The organism is Bacillus sp. 204(2023), from assembly GCF_037027505.1.
GTDB lineage: Bacteria > Bacillota > Bacilli > Bacillales > Bacillaceae > Bacillus > Bacillus subtilis.
Window position 1 is genome coordinate 151,258 of record NZ_JAXCHE010000007.1, and the last position, 19,400, is coordinate 170,657.

Annotated in this window: 20 protein-coding genes; 11 read left to right on the forward strand and 9 right to left on the reverse strand. The window is 43.2% G+C overall.

Annotation, left to right across the window (positions count from 1 at the left end; translation table 11 throughout):
* Positions 1–75: 75 nt before the first annotated feature.
* Positions 76–936: a 5-amino-6-(5-phospho-D-ribitylamino)uracil phosphatase YwtE gene (gene ywtE / locus WA279_RS15125; protein WP_251188352.1), complete on the forward strand. Its 861-nt coding sequence runs from the start codon at positions 76–78 to the stop codon at positions 934–936.
* A gap of 33 nt (positions 937–969) precedes the next feature.
* On the opposite strand, the gene pgdS is transcribed toward ywtE, so the two are convergent.
* The 5 genes from pgdS to pgsB form a co-directional block, all read right to left on the reverse strand.
* Positions 970–2,211, reverse strand: a complete 1,242-nt coding sequence (gene pgdS / locus WA279_RS15130; protein ID WP_217000233.1) for a C40 family peptidase — start codon at positions 2,209–2,211, stop codon at positions 970–972.
* Positions 2,212–2,351: 140 nt separating this feature from the next.
* On the reverse strand, positions 2,352–2,519 hold the full coding sequence (gene edmS, locus WA279_RS15135; protein WP_003227896.1) for an extrachromosomal elements maintenance protein EdmS: 168 nt from the start codon (positions 2,517–2,519) through the stop codon (positions 2,352–2,354).
* Between the two features lie 14 nt (positions 2,520–2,533).
* Complete coding sequence (gene pgsA / locus WA279_RS15140; protein WP_003243306.1) at positions 2,534–3,676, reverse strand: capsular polyglutamate synthetase PgsA; 1,143 nt, start codon at positions 3,674–3,676, stop codon at positions 2,534–2,536.
* Positions 3,677–3,694: 18 nt separating this feature from the next.
* Positions 3,695–4,144 (reverse strand): poly-gamma-glutamate biosynthesis protein PgsC, encoded by a 450-nt coding sequence (gene pgsC, locus WA279_RS15145; protein ID WP_003227889.1) that lies wholly within the window; start codon positions 4,142–4,144, stop codon positions 3,695–3,697.
* Positions 4,145–4,158: 14 nt separating this feature from the next.
* Entirely contained in the window at positions 4,159–5,340 is a 1,182-nt protein-coding gene (gene pgsB / locus WA279_RS15150) for a poly-gamma-glutamate synthase PgsB (protein WP_014478160.1), read from the reverse strand.
* A gap of 783 nt (positions 5,341–6,123) precedes the next feature.
* Between pgsB and WA279_RS15155 the strand changes: the two genes are divergently transcribed.
* From WA279_RS15155 to WA279_RS15190, 8 genes are all read left to right on the forward strand, one after another.
* On the forward strand, positions 6,124–7,104 hold the full coding sequence (locus WA279_RS15155; protein WP_015714821.1) for a LacI family DNA-binding transcriptional regulator: 981 nt from the start codon (positions 6,124–6,126) through the stop codon (positions 7,102–7,104).
* A 1-nt stretch (position 7,105) separates the two neighbouring features.
* Positions 7,106–7,987: a ribokinase gene (gene rbsK, locus WA279_RS15160; protein WP_336155883.1), complete on the forward strand. Its 882-nt coding sequence runs from the start codon at positions 7,106–7,108 to the stop codon at positions 7,985–7,987.
* The gene (gene rbsD, locus WA279_RS15165) at positions 7,984–8,379 is read left to right on the forward strand and encodes a D-ribose pyranase (protein ID WP_327828457.1); all 396 of its coding nucleotides are present in this window, start codon (positions 7,984–7,986) and stop codon (positions 8,377–8,379) included. The genes rbsK and rbsD overlap by 4 nt, the downstream gene beginning before the upstream one ends.
* 15 nt (positions 8,380–8,394) lie before the next feature.
* Positions 8,395–9,876 carry a ribose ABC transporter ATP-binding protein RbsA gene (rbsA, locus tag WA279_RS15170; RefSeq protein WP_327830305.1) on the forward strand — a complete coding sequence of 494 codons (1,482 nt, stop codon included), beginning with the start codon at positions 8,395–8,397 and terminating at the stop codon, positions 9,874–9,876.
* Between the two features lies 1 nt (position 9,877).
* Complete coding sequence (gene rbsC / locus WA279_RS15175; RefSeq protein ID WP_003227873.1) at positions 9,878–10,846, forward strand: ribose ABC transporter permease RbsC; 969 nt, start codon at positions 9,878–9,880, stop codon at positions 10,844–10,846.
* Between the two features lie 12 nt (positions 10,847–10,858).
* Positions 10,859–11,776 carry a ribose ABC transporter substrate-binding protein RbsB gene (gene rbsB, locus WA279_RS15180; RefSeq protein ID WP_336155884.1) on the forward strand — a complete coding sequence of 306 codons (918 nt, stop codon included), beginning with the start codon at positions 10,859–10,861 and terminating at the stop codon, positions 11,774–11,776.
* Between the two features lie 81 nt (positions 11,777–11,857).
* The gene (locus WA279_RS15185; RefSeq protein ID WP_336155886.1) at positions 11,858–12,394 is read left to right on the forward strand and encodes an SH3 domain-containing protein; all 537 of its coding nucleotides are present in this window, start codon (positions 11,858–11,860) and stop codon (positions 12,392–12,394) included.
* A 155-nt stretch (positions 12,395–12,549) separates the two neighbouring features.
* Positions 12,550–12,846 (forward strand): DUF3892 domain-containing protein, encoded by a 297-nt coding sequence (locus WA279_RS15190; protein ID WP_003227867.1) that lies wholly within the window; start codon positions 12,550–12,552, stop codon positions 12,844–12,846.
* A gap of 39 nt (positions 12,847–12,885) precedes the next feature.
* Here the strand turns inward: WA279_RS15190 and WA279_RS15195 are convergent, their stop codons facing one another.
* The 3 genes from WA279_RS15195 to alsS all read right to left on the reverse strand — a co-directional run bounded on the left by WA279_RS15195 (position 12,886) and on the right by alsS (position 16,054).
* On the reverse strand, positions 12,886–13,413 hold the full coding sequence (locus tag WA279_RS15195) for an NAD(P)H-dependent oxidoreductase (RefSeq protein ID WP_003242788.1): 528 nt from the start codon (positions 13,411–13,413) through the stop codon (positions 12,886–12,888).
* Between the two features lie 99 nt (positions 13,414–13,512).
* On the reverse strand, positions 13,513–14,280 hold the full coding sequence (budA, locus tag WA279_RS15200) for an acetolactate decarboxylase (protein WP_024572687.1): 768 nt from the start codon (positions 14,278–14,280) through the stop codon (positions 13,513–13,515).
* Positions 14,281–14,341: 61 nt separating this feature from the next.
* Positions 14,342–16,054, reverse strand: a complete 1,713-nt coding sequence (gene alsS, locus WA279_RS15205; protein ID WP_251188357.1) for an acetolactate synthase AlsS — start codon at positions 16,052–16,054, stop codon at positions 14,342–14,344.
* 157 nt (positions 16,055–16,211) lie between these two features.
* Between alsS and alsR the strand changes: the two genes are divergently transcribed.
* Together alsR and WA279_RS15215 are read left to right on the forward strand one after the other, a co-directional pair.
* Entirely contained in the window at positions 16,212–17,120 is a 909-nt protein-coding gene (gene alsR, locus WA279_RS15210) for an acetoin biosynthesis transcriptional regulator AlsR (RefSeq protein ID WP_003227859.1), read from the forward strand.
* Between the two features lie 210 nt (positions 17,121–17,330).
* A complete protein-coding gene (locus WA279_RS15215) occupies positions 17,331–18,659 on the forward strand; it encodes an arsenic transporter (RefSeq protein WP_336155887.1) in 1,329 nt (442 codons plus the stop codon).
* Between the two features lie 56 nt (positions 18,660–18,715).
* Here WA279_RS15215 and WA279_RS15220 read toward each other — a convergent pair whose 3' ends face one another.
* Positions 18,716–19,393, reverse strand: a complete 678-nt coding sequence (locus WA279_RS15220) for a DUF2642 domain-containing protein (protein ID WP_106073337.1) — start codon at positions 19,391–19,393, stop codon at positions 18,716–18,718.
* Positions 19,394–19,400 lie beyond the last annotated feature (7 nt).

Here is a 19,400-nt window from a genome sequence, read left to right on the forward strand (position 1 = left end):
ATATGGATTATGTTTCACAGGCAAGCTGAACATACTACACGAAGCAGCTTCATTTTTAAGGAGGTTCCCCTACATATGAAATGTATTGCGATTGATCTAGACGGAACATTACTGAATAAAGAAAGCGTCATTTCTGCGGAAAACAGAGAGGCGATCAAGCGGGCCGTTGATGCCGGCATCCTCGTCACCATTTGCACGGGAAGAGCGACATTTGATGTAAAAGCGCTGCTGAATGACTTGGACATCCCTATCATTGCAGCTAATGGCGGCACGATCCATGACACGGGTTACCGTTTGATCAGCCGGACATTAATGGATCAGGAAGCCGGTAAAGCGATTGCTGATTACTTACTTTCAAAAAACATTTACTTTGAGGTATATACAGATGACCATCTGCTTTCTCCTTTTGACGGCGAAGCTAAGCTGCAGGCGGAGCTTGACATTCTAAAGAGCGCAAACCCAAACGAGCAGACGGATGAATTGTGGCAGGGAGCCATGACTCAATTCAAACAGTTTGGCATTAAACCAATCCCTCATATCGAATCGGTTTTTGACGGGAGTGAAAACATTTATAAGCTTCTTTGCTTCTCCTTTGATATGGACAAGCTGAAACAAGCGAAGGAAGAACTGAAGCATCATAAAAAACTGGCGCAAACCTCTTCAGGAAAACATATTATCGAAATCCTGCCGGCCTCGTCAGGAAAAGGACGCGCGTTAACAAAGCTGGCTGACATATACGGAATTGAAACACAGGATATCTATGCGATCGGCGATAGTCCAAACGATTTGTCCATGTTTGAAGTCGCCGGACACCGTATCGCCATGGAAAATGCAATTGATGAATTAAAAGAAAAAAGCACCTTTGTCACAAAAAGCAATGACGAAAATGGTGTGGCCTACTTTATAGATCAGCTGCTTTCAGGACAATATGCATAAAGAAAAGACTCCAGAGATTGGAGTCTTTTTCTTTTATTGCACCCGTATACTTCCTGCGTATTTATCCTTCCAATATGTGCTCGTGTTCATATTGGTAATGGTCACGCCGTTTGATAATGTGACATGAACAACTTGTCCGTTTCCGATATAGATGGAGGGATTTAAGCTTGTTGATTGAAAGAACACAATGTCTCCCGGCTTCAGGTCCGCCTTCTCAATCTTAGTTCCGGCATTGTACTGGCTTGTTGCGTATCGAGGCAGGGAAATACCAGCTGCTTTCTGGTATACATATTGGACAAATCCAGCTGTATCAAATCCTGTCTCAGGTGTTACTCCGCCCTGTTTGTAAGGCACTTCTCCGACATAAAGCGTCGCTTCGGAAACAATCGGATTTTCTTTCGGGATTGTCAGGTTGTCAAATCGGCGAATACCCGTCATCTTCGATTTCCAGTAATCCTCTGACAAATAGGAAATGGTTACTTTTTCTGACCGGCTTGCCTGAATGAACCTGCCTGCGCCCGCATAAATGCCTGCATGTGAAATTCCCGTTTTATACGTATTGCTGAAATAGACGACATCACCAGGCTTTATGTTCTGAGGGGCTACCTTCTCGCCCACTGCCCACTGCTGTTCGGCTGATCGCGGCAGATAAATGCCGAGTGCCTGTTGAAACACATATTGCACAAGCCCCGAACAATCAAAGCCCTCTGACGGCGTGCTTCCGCCAAACACATATGGGACACCGATATATTTTTCGGCCTCCTGAACGACAGGAACATCAGCCGTTGCCGGATCGGCAGCGATTCGTCTCGCCCCAATATAAGTTCCGCTCCAATAGCTGCTTTTTTTGTAATTGGTGATGATAACCCCTTTTGACTGTGTACTGTGAATCATTTGGCCGTCTCCGATATAAAGGGCGTCATGTGTCGGAACAGTTCCGGTGCTTCCCTCTTTCTTGAAAAACAAAATATCACCCGGCTTCAGGTTTTCCGGCTTTACAGCTGTTCCGATTTTATACTGGTCGTTTACAGATCTCGGCAGATGAATATCAGCCTTACTGAACACATATTGTATCAATCCTGATGGATCGAAACCCTCTTTCGGCGTTTCCCCGCCATATTTATACTGATATCCAAGCAGATTTTTTGCTTCGCTGACAATCAATTCTGATGATGTATCAGCTTCCGCAATCTCCGCTTTTGTCATAATTGGAACCAAAAAACAAATGATAACCGCCACAAGCAAAAACTTCTTCCAGTTTGCCAGTGTGTTCACTTTTATTATCTCCTCCTCTTTTTGCAGTTTTAACATCGGTATTTTTTTGAATATGTTAAGAGACTTTTTGATATTTTTACAGAATGAATATGCTGGGCAAATAAAAAGAGAGTGTCTCATCAGACACTCTCTTTTTTGATTTATTTATTGGCGTTTACCGGTTCTTCCTGCTGTTGGATTTTATTCATTTCCATATCAATCTTCTGTTTTTCCTGATCTGTCAGCTGATCATTGAATTTAAAAGCTGACATAAACATGAACACGATGGCTACGGCAACAAACGGCCAGATGGCTTTGACAAATTTCATCTTTATCACTCCGTTTATTTAGATTTTAGTTTGTCACTATGATCAATATCAAACGTAAGTTTTCCGTCTTCTACTTTCCAAGCGAAATTAGAGTCTTTCGTCAGTTCGCGAATAATGGTTTTCTGTTTAAGGCTGTCTTTTTTCACAGGTGCAGGTGTCGCTTCATGGATGTCGATCGGTGTCACTTCAAAGCGGCCTGTTCCATTTTTCTTCAGGTGATACTGAACCAGTGCACTGTCTCTTGTTCTCGTCCAGCCTTGGTCAAAGACAAAGTTGCCGAGGCTGTAGAAAATGACGGTTCCGTTATATACTTCAATCGGTTCTAAGACGTGCGGGTGATGGCCGACGATGATGTCAGCTCCCGCATCAGACATGGCTCTTGCAAGCTGGCGCTGGCGGTCGTTTGGATCATTGTCATACTCTTGGCCCCAGTGTGACTGCACAACAACAATGTCCGCATGTTTTTTCGCTTCTGAAATCATAGGGATGAAGATTTCAGGATCTGCGGGCAGCACGCCCGGCGTATTCTTTTTAGCCGCAAAACCTTTCCCGGACACATCGGTAAAGCCAAGCGTCGCAATCGTTACCCCGTTGACTTTCTGGTACGAAATTTTCTTTTTCGCATCACTTAAGCTGTATCCCGCTCCAACGATATCAAGGTTTTGCTTCGCAAATTCTCCAAGTGTATCTTTCATGCCCTGAACGCCGTAATCCATTGCGTGGTTGTTGGCGCTGTTGAGAACTGTGAAATTCATGTCCTTCAAGACTTTTACTGATTCCTTATTCGTCTGCAGATGAATCTCTTTATCTGCTTGTTTATAATTCTTTTGATAGGTTACCGGGTTTTCAAAGTTTCCTGCTACATAATCCGAGGCTCTAAAGATCGGTTCAACATATTGAAAAATACTGTCTGCCCCTTTTTGCTCCGTTACTTTTTCAACATAGCGTCCCATCATAATATCGCCTACAAATGAGGCTGAAAGTACGTCGTCAGAATACGTTTTGACCTTCGGCGTTTCCGCTTTTCCCGCCCACATGAAAGCGAACATAAGGACAAAAACGATCGGAATGGCAATAAATACGTGCTTATTGGTTTTCTTTTTTTGCTGTTTTGTCAGCTTTAGCAGCTTTTCATGAAAGCTCAGTTCTTTTTTCATCGTTTGACACACCTTACATTAAATTAAGTAGTAAACAAACATGATAGCAAAGGTCGCTCCGCTCAATAGCAGCGTGCTTCCGAACGTAATGGTTAAACCTTGTTTCTGAATGGTATTGGCAATTAAACCTGGCACGATGATGCCGATTCCTCGAAATTCTGCGATTTCAAATGGTACAATCGGGTATAGAAAATCAAACGCGATTTTTAGGACGATCCCTGTTATCAGCATGGCAGCGAATTTTCTGCGTCCGTACAAAATCATAAATTTGGATAAACCGTATTTCACAATAACATAAGTGAGCAAGCTCACTAGCAAAACAAGTAAAATAAAGACCGGCTGATTAAACACAAGTCCTAAATATCCCGGTACAACAAGTCCTGCCGGCACGATCCCTGTTTTTTCCGCAAAAATTAAACTGAGTAGTACACCTAAAATTAGTGCGATGTATAAATCTGATCCGAACATGTCTGCATTTCCCCCTAGCTTACGAGCTGCTTAACCTTGTATTCGTGGATTTTTTCAATTAAAGGCTCTGCGGCACCATGAATATTGCCGACGCCATATATGACACGGTTGTGCATTCTTTTCTTTAACAATTCCATAATTTCATCTGTTGACTTATACTCTAGATCATGCAGTTTGTCTGCAGGAATTTTGCCTTCTTCGTAGGCTTTTACGATCGGTTCTGTTGTTTCACCGATTAAGATCAGTTCACTTGCTTCAATATAAGGCAATACGTCATTTGCGAATTGCTGTGTCCGATCGACACGGTCTGCGCGGCAGTTCATGATGATGATCGGATCATCGGTCGGGTAACCGATTTCTTTTACACGTTTCCATATATTCAAAGTAGAAGAAGCGTCGTTTGCGGCAAACCCATTAACAAAGTGCCCAGGCTCGCTCGGACTGATCAGCGGAAGAATTCTCATTGCTCCCGGATCTGGCGGCGCATTCAGCATTCCCTTAAATGCTGTTTCTTCGTCAATGCCGAGTGCTTGAGCCACACCCAGCGCCAGAGAAGCGTTATCGGGGAATACCATGTATTCAAATTTACGTAAATACTCATCTGTAATTTTTGAGTTATCAGCAATGATGACTTTTGTGTTTCGTTCTTTTGCTTTTTGTTTAAAGAACTCGGTATATTCACTATCTGTAATGACAAGATGGCCATTATAAGGAATTGTAGCGGTAAACGCTTCTGCAATTTCATCAAGCGTCGGCCCCATGACATCCATATGGTCTTCTAAAACATTCACAATGACGCCGATATTGGCCTGCAGAAGTTCTTCCTGAAAGATGATTTGATAATCTGGGTTAACAGCCATGCATTCACTGACAATCGCGTTAGCCCCTCTATCTACTGTTTCTCTCATGACTTCTTTTTGCTCTCCGATATTCGGCCCCTGAGGTTTCCGTTTAATCGGCTTTTCCTCCGGTGTGTCCCAGTAAATCATTCTTGCATCTGTTCCTGTTGTTTTTCCAACAGTCTTGTAACCGGCTTCTATTAATATTCCGGTTGTCAGCCTTGTCACAGTCGATTTTCCTCGGATGCCGTTAATATTCACCCGAACAGGGAGGGCATCAATGTTTTTCTGATGTCGTCGTTTTTCTAATATTCCGATGACCAGTATGACAGCACAGGCTATAATGAGTAACCACATTGCTTTTCGACATCTCCTTCTATATTGTTGTAAATTCATTCATCAGTATATAGAATCACTATGAATTCTCAATCGGCATTATGTAACATAATCTTCCCTAATCGACTAAGCCAAACTTCTCGTTTGAAAGAGATTTTATACCTACAAAATGTTTTCTATTTTTGGAAAACAGCAGGACTTATACCTTATCACTTTTTTTAAAAATTGATGAGAATGCGCTTTCATTTTTCTCCTGATATCCTTCTGGACGTATAGTCACATCCTGCTGTTTGTATTTAATATGCATTTCAAATCAATCTTTTTTTCAGCCTGTGTTATCAAGCATTTCCTGCTATCATGCGTGTTTCCGGTTCTTATGAACACAAAATAGTTTTATCCCGTTTCTTAAGGACAAGGTCATAATGTCATCCTTTCTGCATGGAATAAGCAATATTAGGCCCATTCCAAAATGACTAAGGAGGTTCGAGATGAAAACGCTAAACATACGAGTCCGAATTCTCTAACATAATTAAACATTTTCTGGGATGATAGTCTTTTCTGTTTCTCACCATTTACAGGTCTAAACGCATGACTTTGAAACAATTTTAATAAAACTTAATATTTGTTCATGAAATCTTCATCCATATTTGTGAAGACTTTGTCAAAAAAAGAGTAAAAACCTTAAATTTTTCAATTATATATACAATTTACAAGTGGATTTCTTTTTATATTTTTATTGCTAACTTCGGATTGTTCATGATAATCTATCTATGTAAACGGTTACATAAACAAGGAGGAGCTGTTTTGGCTACAATTAAAGATGTCGCCGGAGCGGCGGGCGTTTCAGTTGCGACGGTTTCCCGCGTCCTGAATGATAACGGCTATGTACACGAAGAAACGCGAACGCGTGTCATAGCGGCGATGGCGAAGCTGAACTATTACCCGAACGAAGTCGCCAGATCTCTATATAAAAGAGAATCCCGACTGATCGGACTTTTGCTCCCGGATATCACAAACCCTTTCTTCCCCCAGCTTGCCCGCGGTGCGGAGGATGAATTGAACCGGGAAGGCTATCGCCTTATTTTCGGCAACAGTGACGAGGAATTGAAAAAAGAACTTGAATACCTTCAAACCTTTAAGCAAAATCATGTCGCAGGCATTATTGCCGCAACAAATTACCCGGATCTCGAGGAATACAGCGGCATGAATTATCCAGTTGTTTTTCTGGACAGAACACTTGAAGGGGCTCCTTCTGTGTCCAGTGACGGCTATACAGGAGGAAAGTTAGCCGCTCAGGCTATCATTCACGGGAAAAGCCAGCGCATTACGCTCTTGAGAGGACCCGCTCACCTGCCGACCGCTCAAGATCGATTTAACGGCGCTTTGGAAATCTTAAAGCAGGCTGAAGTTGATTTTCAGGTCATTGAGACGGCTTCATTTTCAATTAAAGATGCACAATCGATGGCGAAGGAGCTGTTTGCCGCTTATCCAGCGACAGATGGTGTGATCGCGAGTAATGATATTCAAGCCGCTGCCGTTTTACATGAAGCATTGCGGCGCGGAAAAAACGTGCCGGAGGACATTCAAATTATCGGCTATGATGACATTCCGCAAAGCGGACTTCTGTTCCCGCCACTTTCTACAATTAAACAGCCCGCATATGATATGGGGAGAGAAGCTGCCAAACTGCTTTTGGGTATCATCAAAAAACAGCCGCTGGCAGAAACGGCAATTCAAATGCCTGTCACCTATATAGGAAGAAAGACGACAAGAAAGGAAGATTAAGATGCGTAATATTTGTGTGATTGGTAGCTGTTCTATGGATTTAGTGGTTACCTCGGACAAACGCCCAAAAGCCGGTGAAACGGTTCTTGGCACGTCATTTCAGACTGTGCCGGGCGGAAAAGGAGCAAATCAGGCCGTTGCCGCAGCCAGACTTGGGGCACAAGTGTTTATGGTCGGCAAGGTTGGAGACGATCATTATGGAACAGCTATTTTGAATAATCTCAAAGCTAACGGCGTTCGCATTGACTATATGGAACCGGTTACACATACGGAAAGCGGAACCGCTCATATTGTGCTTGCTGAAGGCGACAACAGCATTGTCGTTGTCAAAGGCGCGAACGATGACATCACCCCAGCGTATGCGTTAAATGTGCTCGAACAGATTGAAAAGGTCGATATGGTGCTGATTCAGCAGGAAATCCCAGAAGAAACGGTTGAGGAGGTGTGCAAATACTGCCATTCTCACGATATCCCGATCATGCTAAACCCGGCACCGGCCCGCCCGCTCAAGCAGGAAACAATTGATCACGCTACCTATCTGACGCCGAATGAACACGAGGCTTCGATTTTATTCCCTGAGCTTACCATTTCTGAAGCTCTGGCGCTTTATCCGGCAAAGCTCTTTATTACAGAAGGAAAACAAGGCGTCCGCTATTCGGCTGGCAGCAAAGAAGTGCTCATCCCGTCCTTCCCTGTTGATCCCGTTGATACAACCGGAGCTGGTGATACGTTTAACGCAGCCTTTGCCGTGGCCCTGGCTGAGGGAAAAGATATTGAAGCCGCATTGCGGTTTGCCAATCGTGCCGCTTCCCTTTCTGTCTGTTCCTTCGGTGCCCAAGGCGGAATGCCGACAAGAAATGAAGTAGAGGAGCTGCTGTCATGAAAAAACACGGTATACTGAACAGCCATCTTGCCAAGATTTTAGCCGACCTTGGCCACACTGATAAAATTGTCATTGCGGATGCCGGACTGCCTGTTCCCGACGGCGTTTTGAAAATTGATCTTTCACTGAAGCCGGGCCTTCCGGCTTTCCAAGATACAGCGGCAGTACTGGCTGAGGAAATGGCGGTCGAAAAAGTCATTGCTGCAGCTGAAATAAAAGCATCCAATCAGGAGAATGCGAGATTTCTAGAAAATCTTTTCTCTGAACAAGAGATTGAATACCTTTCTCATGAGGAGTTTAAGCTGCTGACAAATGAAGCAAAGGCAGTCATAAGAACAGGAGAATTCACACCATATGCCAACTGCATCCTGCAGGCGGGTGTGCTTTTCTAGAAAGGAGGATGAAACATGCAGATTGAAATGAAAGACATTCATAAAGCATTCGGAAAAAACCAGGTGCTGTCAGGCGTTTCCTTTCAGCTAGTGCCTGGCGAGGTACATGCATTGATGGGAGAAAACGGCGCCGGCAAGTCCACGCTTATGAACATTTTGACAGGACTGCACAAAGCAGATAAAGGTCAAATCAGCATAAACGGAAACGAAACGTATTTTTCCAATCCAAAAGAAGCGGAACAGCATGGAATAGCCTTTATCCATCAGGAATTGAATATCTGGCCGGAAATGACCGTTCTTGAGAATCTATTTATCGGTAAAGAGATATCCTCCAAGCTGGGCGTCTTACAAACAAGAAAAATGAAAGCGTTAGCAAAAGAGCAATTTGACAAACTCTCCGTCTCTCTTTCTCTTGATCAAGAAGCCGGCGAATGTTCCGTCGGACAGCAGCAAATGATCGAAATCGCAAAAGCGCTTATGACAAATGCCGAGGTCATCATTATGGATGAACCGACCGCAGCGTTGACTGAACGTGAAATCAGCAAGCTCTTTGAGGTCATTACAGCGTTAAAAAAGAACGGCGTCTCCATTGTCTATATTTCGCACCGCATGGAAGAAATTTTTGCGATTTGCGACAGAATTACCATCATGCGTGACGGAAAAACGGTAGATACAACAAACATCTCAGAAACTGATTTTGATGAAGTCGTCAAAAAAATGGTCGGACGGGAGCTGACTGAACGATATCCAAAACGCACTCCTTCTCTCGGTGACAAAGTATTCGAGGTGAAAAATGCTTCCGTAAAAGGGAGTTTTGAGGATGTCAGCTTCTATGTGCGTTCCGGTGAGATCGTCGGTGTTTCAGGATTAATGGGAGCCGGCCGGACAGAAATGATGAGAGCGCTGTTCGGCGTTGACAGGCTGGACACGGGTGAGATATGGATCGCTGGGAAAAAAACGGCTATTAAGAACCCGCAGGAAGCCGTGAAAAAAGGTCTCGGCTTTATTACAGAGAATCGCAAGGATGAAGGGCTCCTGCTCGACACCTCGATCCGCGAAAATATTGCCCTGCCCAATCTGTCCAGCTTCTCACCAAAGGGTCTCATTGATCATAAGCGGGAGGCTGAATTTGTCGATCTGTTAATCAAACGCCTCACTATCAAAACAGCATCACCGGAAACGCACGCACGCCATTTATCAGGAGGAAACCAGCAAAAAGTGGTGATAGCCAAGTGGATCGGCATCGGACCGAAAGTGCTTATCTTGGATGAGCCAACCAGAGGTGTGGATGTTGGCGCCAAACGAGAGATTTATACGCTGATGAATGAGCTGACCGAACGCGGCGTCGCTATCATCATGGTGTCATCAGAGCTGCCTGAAATTCTGGGAATGAGCGATCGGATTATCGTTGTCCATGAAGGCAGAATCAGCGGAGAGATCCATGCGCGAGAAGCAACACAAGAACGAATTATGACACTTGCCACGGGAGGGCGGTAATATGAAAACGGAACAACTGCAAACAGAACAAAAACGGATTCACTTCGACGGAGTCATGCAAAAACTCGGCCCGTTTCTTGGTTTATTTATTCTCGTTATCATTGTATCTATTTTAAATCCCAGCTTTCTTGAACCGCTGAATATTTTAAACCTGCTTCGCCAGGTCGCCATTAACGGATTAATCGCGTTCGGGATGACCTTTGTCATTTTGACAGGCGGCATTGATCTTTCTGTCGGCGCTATTCTTGCCCTGTCCAGTGCTTTAGTTGCGGGGATGATTGTGTCCGGTGTCGATCCGGTTCTCGCGATCATCCTTGGCTGTATCATTGGTGCCGTACTAGGCATGATCAACGGATTATTGATTACTAAAGGAAAAATGGCACCCTTTATCGCCACGCTTGCGACCATGACTGTGTTTCGCGGACTGACACTAGTGTATACAGATGGAAATCCGATTACCGGACTTGGCACAAACTACGCTTTTCAGATGTTCGGACGCGGTTACTTTTTAGGCATTCCTGTACCGGCGATTACGATGGTTCTTGCCTTTGTCATCCTTTGGGTGCTTCTTCATAAAACACCATTCGGACGCCGAACGTACGCTATTGGCGGCAACGAAAAAGCCGCGCTCATTTCAGGCATCAAAGTGACGCGCGTGAAAGTGATGATCTATTCTTTAGCCGGGCTTTTATCCGCTCTTGCAGGTGCCATATTGACTTCCCGCCTGCATTCGGCCCAGCCGACTGCGGGGGAATCGTACGAACTTGATGCTATCGCGGCAGTCGTCTTAGGAGGGACAAGTCTTTCCGGCGGCCGAGGGCGCATTGTTGGCACGTTAATCGGGGTGCTGATCATCGGCACACTTAATAACGGACTTAATCTGCTTGGCGTCTCATCATTTTATCAGCTGGTTGTCAAAGGGATTGTTATCTTAATTGCGGTATTGTTAGACCGCAAGAAGTCAGCTTAGGAGGGTTTTCACATGAAAAAGGCTGTATCCGTCATTTTAACGTTATCATTATTTTTGTTAACCGCCTGTTCGCTTGAGCCTCCCCAATGGGCAAAGCCGTCAAACTCGGGGAACAAAAAGGAATTCACCATTGGCTTGTCCGTCTCAACACTTAATAATCCTTTTTTTGTCTCATTAAAAAAGGGTATCGAAAAAGAAGCTAAAAAACGGGGAATGAAAGTCATCATTGTTGATGCACAAAATGATTCATCGAAACAGACGAGTGACGTGGAAGATTTAATTCAGCAAGGTGTTGATGCATTATTAATCAACCCGACTGATTCTTCGGCGATCTCAACGGCAGTAGAATCTGCAAACGCAGTCGGTGTGCCCGTCGTAACAATCGATCGATCTGCCGAACAAGGAAAAGTTGAAACCCTCGTTGCTTCCGATAATGTAAAAGGCGGTGAAATGGCCGCGGCGTTTATTGCCGACAAACTTGGAAAAGGAGCAAAGGTGGCAGAGCTTGAAGGCGTCCCCGGCGCATCTGCCACACGGGAACGCGGCTCAGGATTCCATAACATCGCAGACCAAAAACTCCAAGTTGTCACAAAACAATCAGCTGACTTTGACCGCACGAAAGGCCTGACTGTCATGGAAAACCTGTTGCAGGGACATCCTGATATCCAAGCTGTTTTTGCTCACAACGATGAAATGGCGCTCGGTGCTCTCGAGGCAATTAACAGCTCGGGGAAAGACATATTGGTGATCGGTTTTGACGGCAATAAAGATGCGCTCGCTTCCATTAAAGGCGGAAAGCTGTCAGCCACCGTCGCTCAGCAGCCTGAATTAATCGGTAAATTGGCTACAGAAGCAGCAGATGATATTTTGCACGGAAAAAAAGTGCAAAAAACAATATCCGCGCCTCTCAAACTAGAAACACAAAAATAATTGTCTGATGTTTAGGAACCTGCGATAACGTGAATAGGGATATAGAATGAATTATTTCTCTTACGTGAGGAGAGGAACGGCATGAACAAACCAACAAAAATATTTTCAACATTAGCACTTGCGGCTGGAATGACTGCGGCTGCTGCAGGGGGCGCTGGAACGATCCATGCCCAACAGCCAGAAACAACGGTAAGCATTGATGATTTATACAGTTATCCGATTGATTCTTATTTGGTATCAGCAGAGGCTCTAAATGTCAGAACGAAGGCTTCCGCATCAAGCCAGAAAGCCGATACGCTGCACTTAGGAGATAGCCTAAAGCTGATTTCCTTCTCAAATGCTGACTGGGCAAAGGTTCAGTATAAAAACGGAAAAATAGGATTTGTATCCACTCATTACATTGTAAAAGCAGCGACAACGGTAAAAACCAAAACAAAAACAAAAGTATATACATCCGCTGATGGAAAGAGCATTAAGACTCTTCCAGCAGACACAAGCGTTTCTTTTTTAGGCTGGAGTAAAACGAATAAAGGCGGTTTTGATTTTGATTGGGTATTCGTTGATTACGGCGGTGCGACAGGTTATATGAAAACAAAGGATTTACACATGACAAAATAACTGAGAGGGATTTCGCATTTATGCGGAATCCCTTTTATTATAAATTGATTTGTCACATTCCCAAGATATTTCTCAGGAAATATTGTCGTATGCTGTGTCGAAACCTTACATGATCATCGACATTTTTGTTCACTCTAAAAAGCGGAGGTGTAAATATGGATCAATTTGAAGCAGCATATGAATCGTATAAAGCCCGGCAAACAACTGTCGACCAGGAAAATGTTCCATCTGGAAAAGAAGAAATTATTGCGGTTAGAAGAAATGAGGAAGACAATATTATCGCAGTGAAAACCAATACAGGAAGAGAGCTCGACTATCCTACTGCGCTGTCAGAAGCAAAATCAGGAAAACTCGCTCATGTTGATGTCTTCCATAAATACGGGCGTGACATTTTGCGAAGTGAACCGGACGGCATCAAGGAAAATAACCTGTCTGAGCTGCCGGATTTTTAAACTAATACAGCCCTGCCGTATGTTGGACAGGGCTTTCTTTTAAACAAAAGGCTGCTGGATGTATTCGGCTAACCGTTTTGCACTGTGAGAAATGTCCTCTGCAGCTGCATAATTCACGCCATAGAACACATATGGAGGCAGATACTTCATGCCGATCAGATTACTCGTGGCCTGAAACGGTTTCAATAGCTCACTGATCGAGTAATGATTTGCTCCGCCCGCTTGATATTTTTCCGCTTCGCTCCCTGTTGATACAGCCAGCATCAGCTCCTTGCCATGCAAGGCATTTCCTTCTGAACCAAAAGCCCAGCCGTAAGTCAGCACAAGATCCTGCCATTTTTTCAAGAGCGGCGGAGAGCTGTACCAATATAGCGGGAATTGAAAGACAATCCGATCGTATTCCTCGCACAGCTGCTGTTCCTTCGCAACATCTATCGCTTCATCCGGGTATTCCTTATAAAGATCCCGTACTGTGATATTGTCATGTTTACTCAATTCCTCAGCCCACGCCTTATTAACAACTGAGGTCTCCATATGAGGATGCACTGCCAAAACCAATATTTTCATCAGACCACACCTTTACTGTTTTGATGTTATTTTATCTAAAATCAGGAAAAGAGCCAAATAAAAAGAAAGCCCTGCTAAAAGGGGCTTTCTTTTTTTCTTTTATTCAGGGCTTCCTTCAGTTGTTTCGATATCTTTCGCAAAATCAGGGTTATCCAGATTCGCATTAAAGAAATCCGCTGTGTTCGGAAGTCTGAGATTCATGTTCATTTTTTGAGAAATCGTAACCGTGCAATCCTCAAGCACATAGTCAAAAACGTGTCCGCCTGAATTGCGTCCTTCGTCAATGAAGTGCAGGTGATAGCCAGAAACGGCGATTCCGTTTGCATAAGCTGGTGTCAAGAAACCTACGATTGTTCCTCTCACGTTGTCGAAGTTGAAAATCGGCTGTGTTTTGACCGCTTCAACCATTGGCACGTAAGGTTTTTCTTGAAGTTCTACCGTTCTTGTCTGCACCTTTTTAAACAATCCGTCAATACGAATTGCATAAAATAAGTTTCTGCTTGGCAGCATGCTGTTGATCTCTTTTTCAAAGTCTTCGCGTGTCATTTTCGCATCAATTTTGTGCGTCATGTCCGGTGTAAAGAACGTAAATGAACAGAACGGTGAACGGTCTCCTTTTTGGACCGGTGTCGCGGTTCCGTCTGAGCGAAGACGGTAAAATTCGCCGTCAAACCCAATCAGCTCTCCGTCAAGCTTGTTAAAGGTTCCGATACCGAAGTCTCCATATTTCGGAATCTCTGACAGTTCAAAATCCCCGTCATATACTCCGTCTAATAGAGAAGTCATTGTTGATACTTGATAAATCTGGCTCACAGGCTGATCTTTTTGACCGCGGCTGAGCACTTGAATGTTGCTTTCTCGTTTCATATTTCCCTTCACTCCTTTTATTTAGTGCTGTTCATAAAACAGTGTCGTGATGCGCAGAGTGCTAGAGAGCTTTCGTTTTCATGAGTTCCCCGAATTCTTTCGGAAGCTTGTCACTTGCTAAATTAATGTTATCACTGTAGTCAACCGGGACATCTATGATGACAGGACCTTCAGCGTTCATGCCTTGACGCAGAACATCTGCCAGCTGGTCTGGAGATTCTACGCGCAAGCCAGTTGCTCCGAAGCTTTCCGCATATTTTACGATATCGATATTTCCGAAATCGATCGCAGATGTACGGTTATATTTTTTCAATTGCTGGAATGCAACCATGTCATATGTGCTGTCGTTCCATACAATGTGTACAATTGGTGCTTTTAGTCGTACCGCTGTCTCTAATTCCATTGCTGAGAATAAGAAACCGCCGTCACCAGAGACAGAAACCACTTTTTCTCCCGGTTTCACCAATGAAGCACCGATTGCCCAAGGAAGCGCAACGCCGAGTGTTTGCATACCGTTACTGATCATTAATGTTAACGGCTCGTAGCTGCGGAAATAACGTGACATCCAAATGGCGTGCGAACCGATATCACAAGTTACTGTAACATGATCATCGACTGCATTACGCAACTCTTTAACGATTTCAAGAGGGTGCGCTCTGTCTGATTTCCAATCTGCAGGCACCTGCTCACCTTCATGCATATATTGTTTTAAATCAGAAAGGATTTTCTGCTCACGCTCTGCAAATTCCACTTTCACAGCATCGTGTTCGATATGATTGATCGTGGACGGAATATCACCAATCAATTCAAGATCAGGCTGGTAAGCATGATCAATGTCAGCGATAATCTCGTCTAAATGGATAATTGTCCGGTCTCCATTGACATTCCAGAATTTCGGATCATATTCAATTGGGTCATAGCCGATCGTCAGAACAACATCTGCCTGCTCTAGCAGTAAATCGCCAGGCTGGTTGCGGAACAAACCGATACGGCCAAAATACTGATCCTCTAAATCTCTAGAAAGGGTACCGGCAGCTTGATATGTTTCAACAAATGGAAGCTGCACCTTTTTCAAAAGCTTGCGAACCGCTTTAATTGCTTCCGGTCTTCCGCCTTTCATGCCGACCAAAACGACAGGAAGTTTTGCTGTTTGGATTTTTGCTATGGCCGCACTGATTGCATCATCTGCTGCAGGACCGAGTTTTGGCGCTGCAACAGCACGCACGTTTTTCGTATTTGTGACTTCATTCACAACATCTTGCGGAAAGCTCACAAAAGCGGCCCCAGCCTGCCCTGCTGACGCTATCCTAAATGCATTTGTAACAGCTTCCGGTATATTTTTTACATCTTGAACTTCTACACTGTATTTTGTAATCGGCTGGAATAGCGCCGCATTATCCAAAGATTGATGTGTCCGTTTTAAACGATCTGCACGGATCACGTTTCCAGCAAGCGCAACGACAGGGTCTCCTTCAGTGTTCGCTGTCAACAGGCCTGTTGCCAAGTTAGAGGCACCCGGTCCTGATGTGACTAACACGACTCCCGGTTTTCCAGTTAAACGGCCGACTGCTTGGGCCATGAATGCTGCGTTTTGTTCGTGCCGGGCAACGATAATTTCAGGTCCTTTATCTTGTAAAGCGTCAAATACCGCATCAATTTTTGCACCTGGAATGCCAAATACATGTGTGACACCTTGCTCCACTAAGCAATCAACAACAAGCTCCGCCCCTCTGTTTTTCACAAGGGATTTTTGTTCTTTTGTTGCTTTTGTCAACACCCTCACTCCTTATTATGCATTTTAAACGTAAAATTTTAAATATCTTGTGATAAGTTTCACTATACACTCTTTGGAAATTGACCTCCAATATCGATTCGCCTTATGATTAATATGTAATACGAATTATTAACCTATGGAAAGGAATGCATATTGAATGGAGCTTCGCCATCTTCAATACTTTATCGCAGTAGCCGAAGAGCTTCATTTCGGAAAGGCTGCCCGGCGGCTGAACATGACGCAGCCTCCTCTCAGCCAGCAGATCAAACAGCTGGAGGAAGAAGTCGGAGTTACGCTTCTGAAAAGGACAAAACGATTTGTCGAGCTTACCGCAGCAGGAGAAATCTTTTTAAATCATTGCCGCATGGCATTGATGCAAATCGGACAAGGAATTGAACTGGCACAGCGGACGGCCCGCGGCGAGCAAGGCCTTCTCGTAATCGGTTTTGTCGGATCAGCTACATATGAATTTCTGCCGCCGATTGTCCGGGAATATCGTAAAAAATTCCCATCTGTGAAAATAGAACTGCGTGAAATATCCTCGTCTAGGCAGCAGGAGGAGCTACTAAAGGGCAACATTGATATTGGTATACTTCATCCTCCCTTACAGCATACAGCTTTACATATCGAAACCGCCCAAAGCAGCCCTTGTGTTTTAGCTTTGCCTAAGCAACACCCATTGACTTCTAAGGAATCAATTACGATTGAGGATTTAAGAGATGAACCAATTATTACTGTTGCTAAAGAAGCATGGCCTACTCTATACATGGATTTTATTCAGTTCTGTGAACAAGCGGGCTTCAGACCCAACATTGTCCAGGAAGCCACAGAATATCAAATGGTGATTGGTTTAGTCAGCGCTGGAATTGGTATGACATTTGTTCCTTCCTCAGCCAAAAAATTATTTAATTTGGATGTTACTTATCGAAAAATGGACCAAATACAGCTTAATGCCGAATGGGTTATCGCTTACCGCAAAGACAATCATAATCCGCTTATAAAGCATTTTATTCATATTTCAAATTGTCAGCAGACAAGAACTAAAGAGAGTGATGCAGGTACATGAACGATACTTGCAATCTCTTTTTTCTTTTGGGTTTCTTATGGAAATTTTATTAATTTAATATAATCGCTTAGTACAACTTTATATCAGTATACGTATACATACAGTACAAATAGTTGGCAAGGACATTAGTAAGCGCAGGACATTAGTTTGATTTTAAAAATGAAAGATAGAGAGGTGAAGTAAATTATTGAGTTCACCGGCATATTCACATTGCTCGCTTTTTTCGTAACAATGATTTTTATTTTCTGGAGACCAAAAGGACTAAATGAAGCTATCCCCGCCACATTTGGCGCTTTAATGGTTTTATTGTGCGGAAGTGTGTCATTGGCAGACTTAGGGGAAATCGGAACAAAAGTCACGGGTGCATCGGTTACAATCCTTGCCACTATGATTATGGCCATTGCACTAGAAAGCTTTGGTTTCTTTTATTGGGTGGCTGCAAAACTGCTCCAACAATCCAAGGGTTCAGGCATCAAGCTTTTTTGGCTAACCAATTTGCTCTGCTTTCTCATGACCATTTTCCTGAATAATGATGGGAGCATTTTGATCACAACTCCAATCCTTTTGCTTGTACTAAAATATTTAGGTTTAAAAAAACATCAAAAAGTCCCTTATTTATTAAGCGGTGTTTTAATAGCCACAGCCTCTAGCGCACCGATTGGCGTAAGTAATATTGTTAATTTAATTTCTCTCAAAATCATTGGAATGGATCTATATCTTCACACTGCCATGATGTTTGTCCCTAGTATGATGGGACTCATTTTTATGACTTGTCTGCTGTTTATGTTCTTTTATAAACGTCTTCCCAAGAACCTGCCAGATATACCGAGCCATTTTCAGTCTCTGCGGCATAGAAGGTACCATCCTCTTCATTCGCCATCAGCTCCTTTACCAGAACAAAATCAAACAAAAATCATGTTGTTTGTGCTTGCATTTGTTTTTCTCGTCAGAATGAGTCTATTTGCAGCATCATATACCGGTATTTCTGTTCCTCTAGTCGCTGTCATCGGATCTTTTATCCTGTTGAGCTGGAGATGGATTTATTTCAAAACCTCCCCAAGAGACTTGTTATATAAATCGCCTTGGCACATTTTTATATTCGCTTTTACTATGTATGTCTTAATTTATGGTCTGCATAATATTGGATTCACTGAGTTACTTGTGAATTATTTTGAACCTGTGGTTTCTGGAAGCCTCGCCCACGCAACTTTCGCATCAGGTATCTCTACTTCAGTTTTTTCTAATCTCTTTAACAACCATCCAGCGTTAATGATCAGTACTTTTACCTTAACTGAAATGACCCTGAATCCTTCAACAACAAAAATCATCTACTTGGCAAATATTATCGGCAGTGATATCGGTTCATTATTATTACCTATGGGAACCTTAGCCACGCTTATTTGGATGCATATATTAAAACAGCATGATGAAAGTATTTCATGGGGCGAATATATAAAAACGACCATTATCATCATTCCGCTGACTGTTCTTTTTACGTTAACATGTTTATATTTTTGGATCAGTTGGTTATTTCTTTAGCACAGTATGAAACGAAAAACTGCCTTCTGCTATTCAAGAGGGCAGTTTTGTATACACTAGGGAAGATGCATTGTTTTTAGATGATTTAACTTCCAAATGACTGGCTCTCCACTTGCGTTAATAAGCTCAATGATATTATTAGAGACACCCTTTAATAGTCCGACTTTTTCTGGCACCTCTCCCATATCAAATATGACCAATTCACCAATATTTTTTTTGATCTGCTCCTCAAAATTACGCACAAGAGGAACTTTGGAAGGCACGACCGGCAATTGTGAGTTGTCAAGAGTATACGGTGTTTGTTCAGTTGAATAAGGGGTAAACCATTTTAAATGATGCATAGATATAAAAAGTATTTTAAATACGGGTGAGAAAAATACAATATAATCGTTTAAAACATTTGTAACATACCCATGGATCGATCGACCCCCAGTTACATAAACTTCAATAAACTGGCCTTTGACCTTGTTTAATGTATTTCTATATGAAAAAGCTTGAGTTTCTGCCTCTATCATTGGATCTTCCGGATTGATCAAAAATGGCTTCTCAGTACTGGTCATTATTTTCGCCTTGTTCATTTGATGAAGATGCAACAAGGGAATATAAAGATAATTGCAGCCATCAAAAATAACAAAAATATCCTGTCCGATATCTATGAGGGTGCCGACAAACCTTGTATCTCCTGAAATGACAACCTCAACATCTGTGTTAAGGAATTGATTCAAACCTTTCACGATTCTC